Below are 18,967 nucleotides of genomic sequence, written 5' to 3' on the forward strand. Positions count from 1 at the left end.
TTGTGCCTGTCGCCTGAGAATGCTAATTTTCCGCGTTCTCTTAAAAAATTAAAACTCTTTTCGCAGCCAGCTATTAATTCTCTTAATCCACGAGCCAACTGATATTGTTACATGTTTTTCGATTTCTGCATCACTATTAAGATGCGACTCTTTGCCATAGTGGAGCAATCCGACAGCTGTCGAGTAATAGGGCTCCTGGGCATAATCCGTTAATCCTGTAATATTCAGTGGCGCACCAATACGTACCTGGGTATGAAATACCCGTTGCGCACACGCAGCCAGGCCTTCTATTTGTGCCGCGCCACCAGTTAATACAATGCCCGCTGCCAGGTGATGTTTGACACCCTGTTGGCGAAGTTGTTCCTGCACCTGCAAAATCTCTTCATTCACCAGATTGAGCAGTTCGATATAACGCGGCTCAATCACTTCCGCCAGGGTTTGCCGTTGCAGGCTACGCGGTGGACGTCCCCCCACACTCGGCACTTCAACACTTTCATCTTTACCGACTAAAGAACCCAGCGCGCAACCATGACGTACTTTAATCGCTTCTGCATCGCTCGGTGGTGTACCAAAAGCATAGGCGATATCACTGGTGACGACATTGCCTGCGTAAGGAATAACTTTCGTATGACGCAAAGCGCCGCCGGTATAGACGGCAATATCCATTGTACCACCACCAATATCGACAACGCAGACCCCCAGCTCACGCTCATCTTCCGTTAATACTGCATAGCTGGACGCTAAACCAGAAAAAATGAGCTGGTCGACTTTCAAACCGCAACGTTCTACTGCTTTAACGATATTCTTCGCCATATCATTATGGCAGGTAATCAGATGCACTTTCGCATGCATACGTACGCCAGATAACCCCACGGGGTTTTTTATTCCCTCCTGGTAGTCAATCGCGTACTCTTGCGGAATAACATGTAAAATACGATGTTCATCACGCAACCGCACTGACTTGGCCGTATGGACGACATTCTCGACGTCTTCCTGGGTTACCTCTTCTTCTGAAATCGACACCATACCAATTTCATTCTGGCAACTAATATGTTTTCCCGAAAGCGCCAGATAAACGGATGATATCTGGCAATCTGCCATCAGCTCAGCCTGGTCAATAGCACGCTGGACGCATTTCACCACAGATTCAAGATCATTCACGCCGCCTTTATCCATACCCCGCGATGGACAACTTCCCACGCCGATGATATTGATCATCCCATCGGGCAGAACCTCTCCGACTAATGCAGCAACTTTTGCGGTGCCAATCTCCAGCCCAACTACCAGTTTTCTGTCCGTTGCCTTCATCATTATTGCTCTGCCTGTACCTGATTCGGTTGTTGAGCCACCGCCTCTACAGGACCTGATAGCCAGCCTACTGCCGCACCAGAGTCATAACGTAGATCAACATAGCTTATCTGTTTACCATCTGTTTGTGCCTGCTGCTGAAAAACCGGATAGAGTTCAATAAAACGCTGCAGCCGTTTTATGGTATCACCCCGACCGAGGTTAAGCTTAATATCGTTATTCAGCGTCAACTGCCAGGAGCGACGAGCGGTCATTGCTGCGACTTTTAACGTCAGTTTCTCTTTTGTCAGCACCTGTCCCATGTCACGATACCCTTGTAATACTTCGTTTTCACTTCCCTCTGGCCCATAGAGCTTCGGTAAGTCCGTCTTATTGTTACGCTCGGCCGGTATGGTAAAAGCGTTGCCCTCTTTGTCTACCATATGCTGATCATTCCAGCGCGCAAGAGGCACATATTCAACCAGATGAATCTTTAATTCATCTGGCCACTGTTTTCTGACACTCACCTGCTTAATCCAGGGCAGACGTTCAATCTGACTCTGGATAATATTGACATCCTGTGTCATAAACGTTCCCGGTGGCCCCAGCGCCAGAATCGCCTGACGAATATCATCATTGCGGGTATAGTAACGCTCCCCGGTCACCACCAGCCTGGACAGGGGTAAACGCTGCGCATCCTCCATCCATCTTAAAACCATCAAGCCACTGATCAGCACACTGCATAATACCGCCAGTAAAAAAATTATCCCGGACAGACGAGCGCCATTACTTTGCCCTGGGGGCGTATCTTCTTTGCTCTGGCGATTCCGGGGATTTAGCGCAGCCTGCGACATATCACCCCGCCAGGTTCAAAATTCGCACCACCAGCTGCGAAAAATCCATTCCGGCCTGACGCGCCGCCATTGGCACCAGACTGTGGCTGGTCATGCCAGGGGAAGTATTGGCTTCCAGCAGGTAAAACCGACCATCACTATCCAGCATAACATCTATTCGTCCCCATCCCCGACAACCGAGTGCACTCCAGGCCTTCCACACCAGATCCTGAATTTCCGCCTCACGGGTGGCATCCTCAAAACCGGGACAAAAATATTGCGTTTCGTCAGAGAGATATTTTGCTCCATAATCATAGAAGGTTTCTGTCGTCTGAATACGGATTGACGGTAATATTTCTTCACCGACAATCGCGACGGTAAATTCAGGGCCACTCAGCCATTTTTCAATCAGAACTTCATCATCATGCTGAAACGCCAGCGTGAGCGCATCATACAGTGCCGCACTGACACTGACTTTCGACATGCCAACACTGGAGCCTTCCCGGGAAGGCTTAACCATTAAGGGTAAACCCAATGCCGCAATCTGCTGCTCAATGTCGGCAGAAAGACCGGCACTGAACTGGCTACGTGTTAAGGTCAGCCAGGGTGCGACTGGCAGTCCCGCGCCCTGCCATAATAATTTGCTGCGGTTTTTGTCCATCGTGATCGCTGAAGCCATCACCCCACTGCCGGTATAAGGCAGTTGAATAAAGTCCAGCACGCCCTGCAGTGTGCCATCTTCGCCACCGCGACCATGCAGCGCAATAAATGCTTTGGTAAATCCCATCTGCTTTAGCTGGGTTATATCGACATCACAAGGATCGACCAGATAAGCCTCGATATCAGCCTGGCGTAAACCGGCAAGAACAGCCGCACCAGAATGTAGCGATACGTCACGTTCAGCAGACGTACCGCCATGAATAACTGCGACTTTATCAGCCATGATACGCTATCCCCGCTTGTTGTGGCACAAGTTTGATTTCCGCTAACTGGCGGGCAATCCTGCCAATATTACCCGCGCCCTGTACCAGCACTAAATCGTCACCGGTTAATACCGAAGCCAGCATTTCTGCCACCTGTCCGGCGTCAGAGATAAAAATTGGATCAACCTTACCACGGCTACGGATAGTACGGCATAATGAGCGACTATCCGCACCTGGAATAGGCGCTTCTCCGGCCGGATAGACATCCAGCATCAGTAATGCATCAACCTGAGTCAGCACATTCGCAAAGTCGTCGTAAAGATCACGGGTACGGGTAAAACGGTGAGGCTGAAATATCATCACCAGGTGTTTGTCCGGCCAGCCAGCCCGGGCCGCTTTAATGGTCGCATCGACTTCTGTCGGGTGATGACCATAATCATCAATCAGCATGACACTGCCACTTTTACCATTAACCGGCGCCAGCGGGTATTCACCGAGAAAATCAAAGCGCCGTCCGGTTCCCTGAAAACTTTCCAGCGCGCGCAGGATCGCTGCGTCATCAATACCTTCTTCTGTCGCCACCGCCACCGCGGCGGCCGCATTGAGTGCGTTATGACACCCTGGTGCATTCAGCTTCACGACCAGCGGCTCTTTATCATGGCGAATCAGGCAGAAACGCCCCTGCGCACCCACCTGATGGTAATCTTCTATACGTATATCGGCATCGTCGCTAAAACCATAGGTTGTTATCTGGCGACCAACGCGAGGCAATAATTCACGAATCACCGGATCATCCACACACAATACCGCGCGACCATAAAATGGCAGATTATGCAGAAAACTGATAAAAGTCTGCTCTAATTTCGCGAAATCACCCTGATAGGTATCCATATGGTCTGCTTCTATATTGGTGACAATAGCGACCATTGGCTGCAAATGTAAAAATGAGGCGTCGCTCTCATCGGCTTCAGCGATCAAGTAGCGACTGTGGCCGAGACGCGCATGCACCCCCGCCGCCTTCACTAAACCACCATTAACAAAGGTAGGATCAAGACCGGCTTCTGCATAGATGCAGGCGACCATCGCCGTTGTGGTGGTTTTACCATGCGTTCCGGCAACCGCAATACCGTGGCGAAAACGCATCAGTTCAGCCAGCATTTCTGCACGACGAATCACCGGAATACGTGCTTCGTATGCGGCAACAATTTCCGGGTTATCGGCCGATATGGCGCTGGAGACCACCACCACGCTCGCATCACGCACATTTTCCGGACGATGATTGAAATAGAGAGTCACGCCGAGTTTTGCCAGCTGCTGTGTCACCAGGTTGGGCGCAAGATCCGATCCGCTAATCTGGTAGCCTTCGTTAGCCAGAACCTCCGCAATCCCTCCCATACCGGCACCGCCAATGCCAACAAAATGAATGTGCCGGACGCGACGCATCTCAGGCACAATAGAACGCAGTTTTGCCAGATCTTGTGTATTCATTCTTTACGCTATTCACTCACTTCTTTTTTATCTCAGCTGATGAGGTGTTCACCACAATTATCGCTTCTCTGTCACGGCATTAACACGCTCTGCAACACGTTCGGTGGCATCCGGGATCGCAGTACGACGAGCACATTGTGCCATCTCCAGCAATTTTTTCCGATCCCAGCCAGCCAGTGTCTGCGCCACAGCCTCTGGTGTGAACTGTGGTTGTTCAATGATTTTCGCTGCCCCAGCCTTTTCCAGCGGTAATGCATTCCAGTATTGCTGGCGATCCTGATGCTGAAACGGCACAAATAGCGCAGGCAGACCTGCGGCGGCAATTTCACTTACCGTTAACGCCCCGGAACGGCACACCACCACATCAGCCCAGCTATAGGCGGCAGCCATATCATCGATAAAATCTGTGACCTTATGCTGTGCTTGTCCGGCATCAGCATACGCCTGCTGTACTGCCTGCTGGTTATCTTTACCGCACTGGTGCCAGATAGTCACCGCGTCACCTGACTGAGCAGCGACTTGTGGCATGACCTGATTCAGCACCCGCGCCCCCTGTGAACCTCCCATGACCAGCACACGTATCGGCCCCTGACGACCCATCCAGCGCTGCTCCGGAAAGGGTAACGCCAGTACATCATCACGCACCGGATTACCCACAATTTCCGCCTGAGGAAATGCACCAGGAAAGGCCTGTAATACCGTGGTCGCCACCTTCGCCAGCCATTTGTTGGTCAGACCTGCAACGCCATTTTGTTCATGCAATACGACCGGAATGCCGAGCGACCATGCCGCCAGTCCACCAGGCCCCGACACATACCCCCCCATGCCCAGCACCACATCAGGCCTGAAACGCCGCATAATCCGGCGTGCCTGATACCAGGCGTTAAGGATACGCACGGGGGCAAAGAGCAATGCTTTTAGCCCTTTGCCACGCAAACCCGATATCCGGATAAAATCAATCTCAATCCCGTACTTCGGGACTAAATTCGCCTCCATGCGATCAGCGGTGCCAAGCCAGCGTACCTGCCAGCCCTGTTTCATTAAGTGATGCGCCACCGCAAGGCCGGGGAACACATGCCCTCCCGTACCTCCGGCCATCACCACTAACCGCTTTTTCCGATCACTCATTACACACCCCGGGTAAACGCCTGCGCTTTTTCCAGACGTGTTTCATAATCAATTCGTAACAGCATCATGATGGCTGTTGACATAATCAGCAAACTGGAACCACCATAACTGATAAAGGGCAGCGTCAATCCTTTGGTGGGCAACATGCCTGCCGCCGCACCGACATTGACCAGTGCCTGGAAGCTAAACCAGACCCCGATCGCACAGGCCAGAAAACCTGAGAACCGCTGTTCTCTTTCCAGCGCGCGACGACCAATCATCATCGCGCGAAAAGCGACGCAGAATACCATTAATAACGCCAGCACCACACCGATATATCCCAGTTCTTCACCAATAATGGCAAAGATGAAGTCAGTATGCGCTTCAGGTAAATACGCCAGTTTTTGTACTGAATTACCTAAACCTTGTCCCCATATTTCGCCCCGGCCAAACGCCATCAACGATTGGGTTAACTGATAACCACTGCCGAAAGGATCCTGCCACGGGTTCCAGAAAGAGGTAACTCGACGAATACGATAGGACTCGGTAATGATTAGCAAAATGATCGCAGACGCTCCCATACCAATGATCGCGATAAACTGCCACAGTTTCGCCCCTCCCAGAAACAGCATTGCCAGGGTCGTGACGAACAAGACAACCACGGTTCCCAGATCCGGTTGTGCCAGTAGCAGGATCGCAAGGACAAAAATCACCCCCATTGGTTTTAAAAAGCCACGGATATTGTTGCGTACCTCATCGCCTTTACGCACCAGATAATTGGCGATATAGCAAAACAGCGACAGTTTAGTAAACTCCGCGGGCTGAATACGCAGTGGCCCGAGGGCTATCCAGCGCGACGCACCATTCACTGAGCTTCCCACCACCAGCACAATCAACAACATCACGATGGAGGCAATCAGCATGATACTACTGTAGTGTTGCCAGAATGACATCGGCAGACGTAACGTCACCATCGCCAGCCCCAGTGCCAGCAAAATATAGATTCCATGACGTTTGGCGAATAAGAAGGGATCATTCGCCAAACGCTGACCCACGGGCATCGAGGCAGAGGCGACCATAATAAAACCGATCGCCGCCAGGCCAAGCGTCAGCCATAATAACAGGCGATCATACATGATCTGGTTATCGTTAGCTTTCCGCCAGTCGCTCATTACCCCGCCTTTTAGTGCACGCAATAATCCGCTAAAAACAGGGAGGGACAAACGCATCAACTTAACTCCTTCGCCAGATGGGTAAAAACCTCACCGCGATGTTCAAAATTGTTAAATTGATCGAGACTGGCACATGCGGGTGATAACAGTACCATATCACCCGGCTTCAGTTGCGGCGCAATCTGGCGCATCGCCTGTTCCATCGTCTCGGTTTGTGTCGCCACTTCCGGGCGTAACGCCGCCAGCTGTTCACCATCACGGCCAAAACAATACAGACGAATATTATCACCGGTCAGATAGCGTTTAAGCGGCGTAAAATCCGCCGACTTTCCATCGCCACCCAGTAGCAAATATAACGTACCGCTGACATGCAGACCGTTCAGGGCTGCCTCGGTACTCCCGACATTCGTCGCTTTAGAGTCATCTATCCAGCGGACATCATTATGCCGGAACACCAGCTGAAAACGGTGTGTCAGACCTTCAAATGTGGTCAGTGCCTTAAGGCTACTGGCACGCGGCAGCCCCACCGCGTCTGACAGCGCCAGCGCGGCCAGCGCATTGCTGTAGTTATGCTGGCCGCTGACAGACATCTCTTTGACATTCAGTACTTTCTCACCTTTTACCCGCAGCCAGGTTTCCCCCTGTTGATGGTTGAGATGATAATCACCGATATCCACACCAAAGCTAATGCAACGTTCATCCGCGCCATGCACCGGCATCGTCAACGCATCATCCGCATTCACAACACAGACCCGGGCATTCTCATACACCCGAAGTTTGGCCGCGCGATATTGCTGCATCCCTAATGGATAGCGATTCATATGATCTTCAGTCACATTAAGGATCGTTGCCGCCGCTGCCCGCAGGCTAAAGGTCGTTTCCAGCTGGAAGCTGGACAGCTCCAGGATATACAGTTCGTATGGGTCATTCAGCAACATCAGGGCAGGCAGGCCGATATTACCGCCGACCCCTACATTGACCCCTGCTGCTTTTGCCATTTCACCTGCCAGGGTTGTGACCGTGCTTTTACCATTAGAGCCGGTAATCGCGATAATCGGTGCCTGTGCTTCACGACAGAACAATTCGATATCACCGATAATTTCGATACCCATATTGGCCGCCGCATTCAACAGCGGATGACTTAACGCAATACCCGGGCTGGCGACAATCAGATCAGCCGCCAGCAGCCACTCTTCATTCAGTCCCCCGGTATGGCATTCCACCGTTGCCGGTAATTTTTCTATCCCCGGCGGTGCGCTGCGGGTATCCATCACCCGAGGCGTGATGCCGCGAGCCATGAAAAAGTCGACACAGGATAACCCGGTCATACCGAGCCCAATAATGATGACTTCTTTACCCTGATAATCTGCCATGATTAACGCACCTTGAGCGTCGCCAGGCCGATCAGTACCAGCACCAGCGAAATAATCCAGAATCGAACAATAACCCGTGGCTCAGGCCAGCCTTTCAATTCGTAATGATGGTGGATCGGCGCCATGCGAAAGATACGCTGGCCACGAAGTTTAAAGGAACCGACCTGCAAAATGACCGACAGCGTTTCTACGACAAAGATACCGCCCATAATCACCAGCAGAAATTCCTGGCGCAATAACACGGCAATGATACCCAGCGCACCACCTAACGCCAGTGAACCGACATCGCCCATAAAAACCTGTGCAGGATAGGTATTGAACCACAGAAAACCGAGGCCAGCACCGACAATGGCGGTACAGACGATCACCAGTTCCCCGGCATGACGCAGATAAGGAATATGCAGATAACTGGCAAAGTTCATATTGCCGGTTGCCCATGCGACCAGCGCAAAACCGGCGGCGACAAAGACGGTTGTCATAATGGCCAGGCCATCGAGACCGTCGGTCAGATTGACGGCATTACCGGTACCCACGATCACAAAATAGGCCAGCAAAATATACAGCATCCCCAGTTGTGGCATGACATCTTTAAAGAATGGCACCACCAGCACCGTTGCTGCGGTGTCTTTGCCGGTGATATACAATACAAAGGCGACAACCAGCGCAATCACTGACATCCAGAAATATTTCCAGCGCGCAATCAATCCATGGGTGTCTTTACGCACCACTTTACGGTAATCATCGACAAACCCGATAACACCATAACCTGTCAGCACAGCCAGTACACACCAGACATACGGATTAGAAAGATCCGTCCAGAGCAGCACGGAAACCACAATCGCCATCAGGATCATGATACCGCCCATCGTCGGCGTTCCGCGTTTACTAAAATGCGATTCCGGCCCATCATTGCGTACTACCTGACCAAACGCGAGTTTTTGCAAACGGGCGATCATGTGTGGCCCCATCCACAACGAGAAGAATAGCGCAGTCAAAAGGCTGATAATGGCGCGGAATGTCAGATAGGAAAAGACGTTAAAGCCGGAATAATATTTGACCAGATGTTCGGCCAGCCATACTAACATGTCCCATTCTCCTGTAATGCGTGTACTACCTCTTCCATAGCAGCACTACGTGAACCTTTTATTAATATTGTTATGATGCTGTGTTGTGCGCAGAGTTCGCGCAGACGTGTCACTAACGCGGTCTTATTGCTGAAGTGTTCACCTGTCGCGCTGGCACGGCTGATTTTTTCACTCATGACCCCCACACTCAGTACACAGTCAATTCCTGCCGTTGTTGCGGCCTCTCCCACCTGGCGGTGACAGGCTTCGCTCGCCTCTCCCAGTTCGGCCATATCACCCACCACCAGTACGCGATAGCCCGGCATTTCCGACAATACCTGTACTGCCGCGAGCATTGAGCCCACATTGGCGTTATAGGTATCATCAAGCAGTAGCTGATTTTTCGCGAGAACAAGCGGGAATAAGCGACCTGGCACCGCTTTCAGTTGCGCCAGTCCGTTTCTGATCGCAGATAAATCAGCCCCTGCCGCCATCGCCAGTGCGGCGGCGGCCAGCGCATTCGCGATATTATGGCGTCCCGGTAAAGGGAGCTGAACAGCGATGCTGCCCGCTGGCGTCTGCAAGGTAAATGCTGTACCTTGCCCGCTGACCTGAATATCCGTCGCCGTAAAATCACTTTGCGTGCTATTCAGTGAAAAGTGCCACACTTTGCGATCAGCAAGGGTTTTCAGCCAGTTTAATTCGTCATTGTTATCGGCGTTAATAATGGCGATACCATCTTGTGCCAGGCCGGTAAAGATTTCACCTTTTGCCTTTGCCACGCCCGCTAGCGAACCGAAACCTTCAAGATGCGCAGCAGACAGGTTGTTAATCAGCGCGGCATCGGGAGCAGTCAGACTGACCGTCCATGCGATTTCTCCCCGGTGATTGGCCCCTAACTCGATAACCGCATAACGATCTTCGCGGGTCAGGCGTAGCAGGGTCATGGGTACCCCGATATCGTTATTCAGATTGCCAGCGGTATATAACGTTTTGCCACACTGGCTCAGGATCGAGGCCGTCATCTCTTTGACCGATGTTTTGCCGCAGGAACCGGTCAGCGCCACCACACGTGCCGGAACCTGTCGACGCACCCAGCCAGCCAGTTCACCCAAAGCCTGTCGGGTGTCTTTTACCACCACCTGCGGCAAATCACACGCCAGCAGATGGTCTACCAGTAATGCTCCGGCCCCTTTTTGTTTTGCCTGTTCAGCAAAGTCATGGGCATCAAAACGCTCGCCTTTCAGTGCCACAAACAGGCAACCGGGAGTGATTTTTCGGCTGTCTGTCATCACTTGATCAATGCAGCGATCGTCGCCATAGCGTTTACCGTGAGTGATATCCGCAAGCTGGCGTAACGTCAGTTCTATCATGCCACCACCCCTAACAGATCGGCTACAGTCAGCCGATCCGAGTAGTCAAGACGGCGATGGCCGACTATCTGATAATCCTCATGACCTTTTCCGGCGATCAGTAAGACATCATTCTCTCGCGCCTGCTTTACGGCATATGTTACCGCCTCCGCGCGCCCCGGTTTTACCACCGCCCGTCCGGCATCAACCATCCCTGTGAGGATATCGTTGATAATGGCATCCGGATCTTCTGTGCGTGGATTATCACTGGTGATCACTACCCGATCAGCAAACTCTTCGGCAATCGCTCCCATCAATGGACGCTTGCCTTTATCACGATCACCACCACAGCCAAACACGCACCACAAATTGCCATCACAGTGCAGCCGCGCCGCCTGTAATGCTTTTTCCAGCGCATCCGGGGTATGGGCATAATCGACCACCACGGTCGGTTTACCTGGCGCACTAAATACTTCCATCCGGCCACAAACAGGGCGCAGACCGGAAACAGTTGACAGCAATGCTGCCAGCGGATAACCCAGTGCCAGCAGGGTTGCCAGTGCCAGCAGCAGGTTGCTGACATTGAAAGCCCCCATCAGAGGGCTCTCGAGAATACCCTGTCCCCAACAGGAATCGAAACAGATAGTCGCGCCCCTATCGTGGTAGTCGACGCGGGTCGCCGATAACCAGCGACCCGCGCCGTTGAGATCCGCCGTGCTATTGATCGATACCGCAACGGCATCCGGCAATTTTGTCAGCCAGCGGCGGCCGGTTTCATCATCCGCGTTGATGATCGCTTGACCATAATGATGCGCGGCGAAAAGCTGCCACTTCGCTGCCGCATAATGTTCCATATCACCATGATAATCGAGATGATCACGGCTCAGATTAGTGAATACGGAGGCCGCAAATGGCAGCGCTGCAACCCGATGCTGAACCAGACCGTGAGAAGAGACCTCCATCGCGGCAAAGATCGCCCCTTGCCCGGCCAGACGAAACAGTTCGTGTTGTACTGCTACCGCAGAACCGGTGGTATTTTCTGTCGTGATGATATGATTCAGCAAACCATTCCCCAGAGTACCCATCACCGCACTGGTTTCCCCCAGTTGTTGCGTCCATTGTGCCAGCAGTTGTGTCGTCGTTGTTTTACCGTTGGTTCCGGTCACGCCGACCAGACGTAAACGTTGTGCTGGCTGATGATAAAAACGACCGGCCAGGGCAGATAAACGCTGATCAAGCTGGCTCAGATAAATCACCGGGACGCCATCCCGTTCCGTGATGTCTTTGTCATTGGCCTCGCCGCTGGCTTCTGCAATCACGGCGGCGACCCCGCGCGCTATCGCCTGGGGAATATAACAACGGCCATCGGTCTGATGGCCTGAGATGGCGATAAAGAGATCACCGGTCGCCGCTGTCCGGCTATCCAGTGTCATCTCACGCAATATTCGCTCCGGTGCATCGGGCACCCACGGAGCGAGAAGGTCGCGTAAATTACGATCTGCCACCTGTTCCCTCACCTTGATTCATCACAATTGACTCTCTCTGTTAATTACCGGTGGCTAATGCATCAGGTTCGATATTCATCGTGCGCAGTACGCCCCCCATGATGGCACCAAACACCGGTGCCGAAACCGCACCGCCATAGTATTTACCCGCTTGTGGATCGTTAATGACCACCACCAGCGCAAAACGAGGGTGACTGGCGGGCGCGACACCGGCGGTATAGGCAATATATTTGTTAATGTAATGGCCATCGGTGCCTACTTTTTTTGCCGTACCGGTCTTAATCGCAATACGATAGCCTTTAATGGCTGCTTTCACACCGCCGCCGCCCGGCAGCGCTACACTTTCCATCATATGCACAACCGTTCGCACCAGCGGCTCAGGAAACACACGCTCTCCCGGAACTGGCGGGTCAACTTTGGTAATCGATAATGGGCGATAGATACCATAACTGCCGATGGTTGCGTAGACGCGAGCTAACTGTAACGGCGTTACCATCAACCCGTAGCCAAAAGAAAAGGTGGCTCTTTCGATATCAGACCACCGTTTTTTTTGCGGAAATAAACCACTGCGTTCGCCAACTAACCCCAGATTTGTTGTTTTTCCTAGTCCGAAACGTGAGTAAGTATCTACTAACGCTGAGGACGGCATCGCTAACGCCAGTCTGGAAACACCGACGTTACTTGATTTCTGGAGCACCCCGGTTAGTGTCAGCTCACCATAGCGTGCCACATCTTTGATTTCATGGCCATTAATACTATACGGCAATGTATTCAGTACGGTTTTTTCATTGACAATACCCCGCTGCAACGCCGTCATCACTACCATCGGTTTGACGGTTGATCCTGGCTCAAACACGTCAGTGATCGTTCGGTTACGCATGATATCTTTCGCCGTTCCGGAGAAATTATTGGGGTTATATGAGGGACTATTCGCCATCGCCAGAACTTCACCAGTACTGACATCCACCAGTACCGCACTGCCCGATTCCGCTTTGTTAAATGCCACTGCATTGTTAAGTTCGCGATAAACCAGCGCCTGTAAGCGCTCATCAATGCTTAACGCCAGATTATGTGCTGCCTGGCTGTCAGTGGAGGAAACATCCTCAATCACACGGCCATAACGATCTTTACGCACCACACGTTCACCGGGCTGACCGGTAAGCCATTGATCAAAGCTTTTTTCGACGCCCTCAATCCCCTTACTATCCACATCCGTCAAACCAATAAGGTGAGCGGTCACTTCGCCTGAGGGATAATAGCGACGGGACTCTTCCCGCAGATAAATCCCCGGTAATTTGAGCTTCTGAATATAATCCGCCATATCAGGGTTTACCTGGCGTGCCAGATAGATAAAACGCATTTTGGGGTTAGCATTGATACGTGATGCCAGTTGATCGAGAGGCATATTTAACGCATCCGCCAGGGCTTTCCAGCGATTATCAATCGTGACGCCGCCCGCGTCATAGAGCTCTTTAGGGTCGGCCCAAATGGCTTTTACCGGCACACTCACCGCCAGAGGACGCCCGGATCGGTCAGTGATCATGCCACGAGCCGTCACCACCTCCTGTACCCGCAGAGAACGCATATCTCCCTGGCGTACCAGCATATCCTGACTGATTATCTGGAGCCAGGCGACACGCCCCAGCAGGAACAGCAAAGCCAGCAGAATACAACCGCACAACAAAGCAAAACGCCACGCGATAAAGCTGGTTTGCTCTTCCTTGTGCTTTGCTTTTGGCATTTTGGGCGCGGTTTTCATGCGTCACAATCATCCTTATTTTTGTACCACAATATTTTCTTGCGCCGGATCAACATGCTGCATCTGCAACTTCACAGTCGCAATCCGTTCCACGCGACTGTGATCAGCGAAGGCGTTCTCTTCAAGGATCAGGTTACGCCATTCAATATCCAGCGCATCACGCTCCAGAACCAGCTGCTCACGTTGCGCAGTGAGCAGGCGGGTATAGTGCGCCGTAGTCACAACACTGACTGCTGTAATGATGATACCAATGAACAGACAGACTGGCAGTTTACCAAATCGCAGTAAATCATCGCCAATAACACCCGGCAGCGCATGCCGGGTGTGACTACTTAACGATCCTTTGACTTTACTGAGTGCTTCAGTCACATTGTCGATCATGCGTTCATCCTTTCTGCAATTCGCAGCACCGAACTACGCGCGCGGGGATTTTCTGCGACCTCTTTTTCATCTGGCATCCACTTACCGACTACCCGTAACTCACGTCCCCCCAGTTTGCTCAGTTGTGCTTCTGTCATTGGCACCCCGGCGGGAACCTGTGGGCCACGGCTGTGTTCACGCATAAAACGCTTCACAATACGGTCTTCCAGCGAATGAAAGCTGATGATTGATAGTCGACCGCCTGCTGCCAGCGCGCTCAGTGAACCTTCCAGCGCCTGCGCTATCTCGTCCAGCTCACTATTGATCCAGATCCGTACCGCCTGGAAAGTCCGTGTCGCTGGATGCTTGAATTTATCTTTCACTGGCATGGCGGCGCTTACCACCTCAGCCAGCTCCTGGGTACGGGTCATCGGGGTATGGCGATTACGTTCAACAATGGCGCGCGCAATTCGCTTCGCAAAACGCTCTTCGCCAAACGTTTTAAGCACCCAGGCGATATCCGCTTCCTCCGCGCTCTGTAACCACTCGGCGGCAGATTGTCCGCGTGTTGGATCCATGCGCATATCCAGAGGGCCATCGCGCATGAATGAAAAACCTCTTTCGGCATCATCCAGTTGCGGTGAAGAGACCCCCAGATCGAGGAGGATTCCATCAATTTTATGCATCAGCTGACGTTGGTTCACATACTCTGCCAGTGCCGAAAAAGGGCCGTGGATAATAGAAAAACGCGGGTCGTTAATCGCTTTCGCCGCTGCGATAGCTTGCGGATCACGATCAATCGCCAGCAAGCGCCCCTTCTCACCCAGTCGGGAAAGAATAAGACGTGAATGTCCGCCGCGACCGAAAGTGCCATCGATATAGACACCTTCGGAATGAATATTCAAACCATTAACGGCTTCATCAAGCAATACTGTGGTATGTGTAAAATCTTCCATCGTTTTATAGTTATAGAGATAAATCCTGCAAACGCTCTGGTAATGCGTCTGTCGCGAATTTTTCAGCGTCAATATCTTCCCTGACCTGTCGATACCAGGTCATTTCATCCCACAGTTCAAATTTATTAAACTGCCCAACCAGCATCACTTGTTTTATTAATCCGGCGTGTTGCCGTAATACCGGTGCAATCAAAAGGCGACCAGAATTATCCATCTGACATTCACTGGCATGCCCTAAAAGTAAGCGCTGTACACGCCGCTCAACCGGATTCATGCTCGATAAACGTGACAATTTTTGCTCAATGACTTCCCACTCAGGCAAGGGATAAAGCAACAGACACGGATGGTGGATATCTATCGTGCAAACCAATTGCCCGCTAGCCTCTTTAAGCAACGCGTCACGATAGCGTACCGGCACTGATAGGCGGCCTTTACTATCAAGATTGACTAACGTTGCCCCACGGAACATGCCAGCTTGTTCTCCTTTTGCCACTTTACACCACAAATTCCCACCACAGGAAGTTTACGGAGCAGGAGAAAAGCTTGTCAAGCTGACATGAATAGCAATGACACTAAAAGACGATTATTTACATCCAGTATCAGATCTGACGAAATATCCCGCTGATAAGAATGGTGTTTATCACTATCAATGCAGGTAAAAAAAAGACCTGAAAATATATAAAAATCAGCAATGGCATGGATTGAAAAAATAGCTGTGCAACAGAATATAATTTATTTATTTTCAATAAATACGATATTTTAACTTGTAAAAGCGTTTATTATTAGTATTTATTGTAACCAAAAATACACAGCTTAGCGTCTGGCCCACTTGGTTATTGACGCAGCCAGTCTGGAACGCATGACAAGATAGACGCTCAATATTACAAAAAAGCGATGTGATGGGCAGTCGATGAATCGTGATGATAACGTTAATTTTCATAGCGCGACGGCAGCCAGTCACCGTCGCGCCTGGCCGGTTATCAGATGACCCGTCAGCCTCGGTTCAGGCTCCCACGGCGATACAGATTACGCCGCAGGCGGCTCAGACCCGGCTTCGGCTTTCGTGGCTCATCAAGGCTGGCAAGGACAATCTCCAGGATCCTTTCAGCAACGTCGCGATGATGCTGGGCGACGGCCAGCACCGGGCATTGCACAAAATCCAGTAATTCGTTATCACCAAAGGTGGCGATCGCCAGATCAGAGGGCAATCGCCCTTCCCGGCGTAGTAGCACATCCATCACCCCTTGTAATAAGGAGAATGATGTGGTGAACAGCAATTGTGGCATCGGATGTGTATTCAGCCAGCTATCAAACAGATGAGCGGCGGTTTCACGCTCGAAACTATTGGCATATAAATAATCGACTTCACGCGGATCATCACGCCATGCGGCACGAAATCCCTGTTCGCGCAAAAAACTGACCGACAACTCCGGCAATGCGCCCAAATAAAGAACAGGGTCACCGGCAAACTGACGCCATTCCGTAGCCAGTAATTCCGCATCATCCTGATCAGCACCGACAACGCTGGAAAAATGTTCGGGATCCAGTGCGCGATCAAAACCCACTATCGGAAATGTATCGTTCGCCCAGCGCTGATAAAATGGGTGTACTGGCGGTAATGAGGTCGAAACAATAATGGCATCCACCTGGCGCTGGAGCAGATGCTCAATACATTTCATTTCGTTATCAGGTCGATCTTCGGAGCAGGCGATCAGCAGTTGATAACCACGCTGACGCGCCTGACGTTCGAGATAATTAGCAATCCGGGTATAGCTCAAATTTTCCAGATTCGGCAGCACCAGACCAATAGAGCGTGTGCGACCGGCACGTAATCCGGCAGCAACGGCGTTCGGGTGATAATTGTACTGACGAACAACCGACATCACTTTATCGACAGTTTTATCGCTGACACGATATTGCTTCGCTTTACCGTTAATCACATAGCTGGCAGTGGTTCGCGAGACCCCCGCCAGCCGGGCGATTTCATCCAGTTTCACAATGGCCCCTTCAATAACAAGCGCAAAATATAACCTTTTTTAACCCAGGCTTCATTCTGATCAAATCTAAACGCAGAATCGCTGCTACAGCAACTTCTTTTACTGATAACACGCAGGCATTCCACATAAAAATAACCCGCGTGGTCATCTGGCATCAGAACAGGGAGATATCACTTTATCACCGTACCACATGCACTACGTGGGGAGTGACAGACCCTGAATGATACAGTAAACAGGCGGTTCCGTATCTCCCCAAAATCAGATTTATCGAAATGACGTCTCCGCCGTGACTGGCATCACCTGGCGAGGGGCAGACAGCACGGGGATATCGCATCGTACACGAAACAGGTAACGCGCTCAGATTGCGCCATTACCCAGGATAAAATGATCAATCAGATAATCCCGCTGAGTCAGGTTTTGCAAACAGCATAAAATCAATATATTCATTATTCTGTTAAATAACCTGACTAATAAAAAATAAAAGTAATAATCGGTATAACTCATCGCTATAAACAGAATAAAACCCGGTTTATTCTGGCATAATTTATATAATATGGCAAAAAAACAACAAGCTATAAAAGAATCTTTTAACGCTGACAAATTTTTGTCAGTAAGTTCTCCATCCACTGATGCCCTTTATCACGCCCGGCAGACTCATGCCAGGAAAGATAGCATATCCGATTATTTCCCTTGACCGGTAACGGATGTAATTGCAATGGGAGCCGGGTAGCAAATTCACTGGCCAGCCAGCGCGGTGCTATTGCCACCATATTGGTTTGTGAAACCACATTTAATACGCTATCGAGGGCATTCCCCTGATAAGCGATACGCACCTGCCTGCCTGCCGAGCTATACCACGGCAGACTAAATGAAGCATAATTATCGAGCGCGACAACCGCATGCTCTTCCTGATAAATCCCGGCTTCATTCAGCGGATGGATAATACGTGGATGCTTACACCGAGCCACTAACACCATGTCATCCTTGAATAAAGGAATACAGGAAAATTCAGGTCGACGAAACTCTTCATAGCCAATAATAAAGTCAAATTCCTGAGAACGTAATTGGTATTCGGCATCTTTATTGGGTGAAACTTTAAAAACTAACTGGATATTGGGGGCGATTTCGCTCACTTTATTAAAAATAATCGATGTCAGATGGATATCCAGAGGACTACTGATACAGAGGTTGAAAAGGCGTTCGCTGTTGAGTGGTTCGAATCCTGAAGAGGGGAGCTCATTCTGCACTAACTGCAGGGCTTGATGTACCGCGTTAAAGAGATGAAAAGCGCGTGCGGTTGGCTGGATCCCTCGACCATAGCGAACAAATAACTCATCATTAAACATAATTTTGAGGCGCGCAACGGCATTGCTCACCGCAGGCTGGGACATTCCCAGCAAAAGAGCGGCGCGTGTAATATTCTGCTCTTTCATCACCGCATCAAAAACGGTCAGTAAGTTAAGATCAACGGTTCTGAGTTGAGGCTTTATGACTTCTGCCCCATTGTGAGGCACAGGGGTATTGTGAGGTTCAGGTACTGAATTTCCACTTGTCATACTAGCGTCACCATCATACTAAAGTCCATTTTCAAAATGTGTGGTAATAGAAATATCATTTACCATATTTATTACTTTTACAAAAGAGTTAAGATTCAATTTCATCTACTTTAATTAAAATATGATAAATTTGTTGGTAATTGATATTCAAAGTTAACATTTTATTATCATTAATATCTATAATCACAATAACAAACAAATCTGAATTGGTCATTATTTAACCATTAGCGGTAAT

16 protein-coding genes are annotated in these 18,967 nt (G+C 50.6%); all 16 read right to left on the reverse strand.

From position 1 onward, the window contains the following. Positions 1-48: 48 nt before the first annotated feature. A complete protein-coding gene (gene ftsA, locus PT300_14470) occupies positions 49-1,311 on the reverse strand; it encodes a cell division protein FtsA (GenBank protein ID MDF7681720.1) in 1,263 nt (420 codons plus the stop codon). Further along, positions 1,311-2,141 carry a cell division protein FtsQ gene (gene ftsQ, locus PT300_14475; GenBank protein ID MDF7681721.1) on the reverse strand — a complete coding sequence of 277 codons (831 nt, stop codon included), beginning with the start codon at positions 2,139-2,141 and terminating at the stop codon, positions 1,311-1,313. Before ftsQ ends, ftsA begins: the two co-directional genes overlap by 1 nt. Before the next feature lies 1 nt (position 2,142). Further along, on the reverse strand, positions 2,143-3,063 hold the full coding sequence (locus PT300_14480) for a D-alanine--D-alanine ligase (GenBank protein MDF7681722.1): 921 nt from the start codon (positions 3,061-3,063) through the stop codon (positions 2,143-2,145). Beyond that, a complete protein-coding gene (gene murC, locus PT300_14485; GenBank protein ID MDF7681723.1) occupies positions 3,056-4,531 on the reverse strand; it encodes a UDP-N-acetylmuramate--L-alanine ligase in 1,476 nt (491 codons plus the stop codon). Before murC ends, PT300_14480 begins: the two co-directional genes overlap by 8 nt. A gap of 57 nt (positions 4,532-4,588) precedes the next feature. Then, the gene (gene murG / locus PT300_14490) at positions 4,589-5,659 is read right to left on the reverse strand and encodes an undecaprenyldiphospho-muramoylpentapeptide beta-N-acetylglucosaminyltransferase (protein MDF7681724.1); all 1,071 of its coding nucleotides are present in this window, start codon (positions 5,657-5,659) and stop codon (positions 4,589-4,591) included. Further along, on the reverse strand, positions 5,659-6,867 hold the full coding sequence (gene ftsW / locus PT300_14495) for a cell division protein FtsW (protein ID MDF7681725.1): 1,209 nt from the start codon (positions 6,865-6,867) through the stop codon (positions 5,659-5,661). The genes murG and ftsW overlap by 1 nt, the downstream gene beginning before the upstream one ends. Next, positions 6,867-8,183, reverse strand: a complete 1,317-nt coding sequence (gene murD / locus PT300_14500; GenBank protein MDF7681726.1) for a UDP-N-acetylmuramoyl-L-alanine--D-glutamate ligase — start codon at positions 8,181-8,183, stop codon at positions 6,867-6,869. The genes ftsW and murD overlap by 1 nt, the downstream gene beginning before the upstream one ends. Positions 8,184-8,185: 2 nt before the next feature. Continuing rightward, positions 8,186-9,268, reverse strand: a complete 1,083-nt coding sequence (gene mraY / locus PT300_14505; protein MDF7681727.1) for a phospho-N-acetylmuramoyl-pentapeptide-transferase — start codon at positions 9,266-9,268, stop codon at positions 8,186-8,188. Continuing rightward, positions 9,262-10,620, reverse strand: a complete 1,359-nt coding sequence (gene murF / locus PT300_14510) for a UDP-N-acetylmuramoyl-tripeptide--D-alanyl-D-alanine ligase (protein MDF7681728.1) — start codon at positions 10,618-10,620, stop codon at positions 9,262-9,264. The genes mraY and murF overlap by 7 nt, the downstream gene beginning before the upstream one ends. Further along, the gene (gene murE / locus PT300_14515) at positions 10,617-12,104 is read right to left on the reverse strand and encodes a UDP-N-acetylmuramoyl-L-alanyl-D-glutamate--2,6-diaminopimelate ligase (GenBank protein MDF7681729.1); all 1,488 of its coding nucleotides are present in this window, start codon (positions 12,102-12,104) and stop codon (positions 10,617-10,619) included. The genes murF and murE overlap by 4 nt, the downstream gene beginning before the upstream one ends. 40 nt (positions 12,105-12,144) lie before the next feature. Continuing rightward, complete coding sequence (locus tag PT300_14520; protein MDF7681730.1) at positions 12,145-13,863, reverse strand: peptidoglycan glycosyltransferase FtsI; 1,719 nt, start codon at positions 13,861-13,863, stop codon at positions 12,145-12,147. Between the two features lie 15 nt (positions 13,864-13,878). Next, positions 13,879-14,244 carry a cell division protein FtsL gene (ftsL, locus tag PT300_14525; GenBank protein MDF7681731.1) on the reverse strand — a complete coding sequence of 122 codons (366 nt, stop codon included), beginning with the start codon at positions 14,242-14,244 and terminating at the stop codon, positions 13,879-13,881. Then, a complete protein-coding gene (gene rsmH / locus PT300_14530; protein MDF7681732.1) occupies positions 14,241-15,179 on the reverse strand; it encodes a 16S rRNA (cytosine(1402)-N(4))-methyltransferase RsmH in 939 nt (312 codons plus the stop codon). The genes ftsL and rsmH overlap by 4 nt, the downstream gene beginning before the upstream one ends. Before the next feature lie 10 nt (positions 15,180-15,189). Then, the gene (gene mraZ / locus PT300_14535) at positions 15,190-15,648 is read right to left on the reverse strand and encodes a division/cell wall cluster transcriptional repressor MraZ (protein ID MDF7681733.1); all 459 of its coding nucleotides are present in this window, start codon (positions 15,646-15,648) and stop codon (positions 15,190-15,192) included. 523 nt (positions 15,649-16,171) lie between these two features. After that, complete coding sequence (cra, locus tag PT300_14540) at positions 16,172-17,176, reverse strand: catabolite repressor/activator (GenBank protein MDF7681734.1); 1,005 nt, start codon at positions 17,174-17,176, stop codon at positions 16,172-16,174. Between the two features lie 587 nt (positions 17,177-17,763). After that, positions 17,764-18,732 carry a transcriptional regulator LeuO gene (gene leuO, locus PT300_14545; GenBank protein ID MDF7681735.1) on the reverse strand — a complete coding sequence of 323 codons (969 nt, stop codon included), beginning with the start codon at positions 18,730-18,732 and terminating at the stop codon, positions 17,764-17,766. Positions 18,733-18,967: the final 235 nt, after the last annotated feature.

Source organism: Enterobacteriaceae bacterium ESL0689, assembly GCA_029433525.1.
GTDB lineage: Bacteria > Pseudomonadota > Gammaproteobacteria > Enterobacterales > Enterobacteriaceae > JAQTIF01.

What these genes read in the sequence shown, in the direction of transcription:
- ftsW (MDF7681725.1), bottom strand. Translation starts at nt 6,867, where the DNA reads ATGCGTTTGTCCCTCCCTGTTTTTAGCGGATTATTGCGTGCACTAAAA.
- ftsQ (MDF7681721.1), bottom strand. Translation starts at nt 2,141, where the DNA reads ATGTCGCAGGCTGCGCTAAATCCCCGGAATCGCCAGAGCAAAGAAGAT.
- mraY (MDF7681727.1), bottom strand. Translation starts at nt 9,268, where the DNA reads ATGTTAGTATGGCTGGCCGAACATCTGGTCAAATATTATTCCGGCTTT.
- mraZ (MDF7681733.1), bottom strand. Translation starts at nt 15,648, where the DNA reads ATGTTCCGTGGGGCAACGTTAGTCAATCTTGATAGTAAAGGCCGCCTA.
- rsmH (MDF7681732.1), bottom strand. Translation starts at nt 15,179, where the DNA reads ATGGAAGATTTTACACATACCACAGTATTGCTTGATGAAGCCGTTAAT.
- murC (MDF7681723.1), bottom strand. Translation starts at nt 4,531, where the DNA reads ATGAATACACAAGATCTGGCAAAACTGCGTTCTATTGTGCCTGAGATG.
- ftsL (MDF7681731.1), bottom strand. Translation starts at nt 14,244, where the DNA reads ATGATCGACAATGTGACTGAAGCACTCAGTAAAGTCAAAGGATCGTTA.
- murF (MDF7681728.1), bottom strand. Translation starts at nt 10,620, where the DNA reads ATGATAGAACTGACGTTACGCCAGCTTGCGGATATCACTCACGGTAAA.
- PT300_14480 (MDF7681722.1), bottom strand. Translation starts at nt 3,063, where the DNA reads ATGGCTGATAAAGTCGCAGTTATTCATGGCGGTACGTCTGCTGAACGT.
- ftsA (MDF7681720.1), bottom strand. Translation starts at nt 1,311, where the DNA reads ATGATGAAGGCAACGGACAGAAAACTGGTAGTTGGGCTGGAGATTGGC.
- leuO (MDF7681735.1), bottom strand. Translation starts at nt 18,732, where the DNA reads ATGACAAGTGGAAATTCAGTACCTGAACCTCACAATACCCCTGTGCCT.
- murG (MDF7681724.1), bottom strand. Translation starts at nt 5,659, where the DNA reads ATGAGTGATCGGAAAAAGCGGTTAGTGGTGATGGCCGGAGGTACGGGA.
- murD (MDF7681726.1), bottom strand. Translation starts at nt 8,183, where the DNA reads ATGGCAGATTATCAGGGTAAAGAAGTCATCATTATTGGGCTCGGTATG.
- PT300_14520 (MDF7681730.1), bottom strand. Translation starts at nt 13,863, where the DNA reads ATGAAAACCGCGCCCAAAATGCCAAAAGCAAAGCACAAGGAAGAGCAA.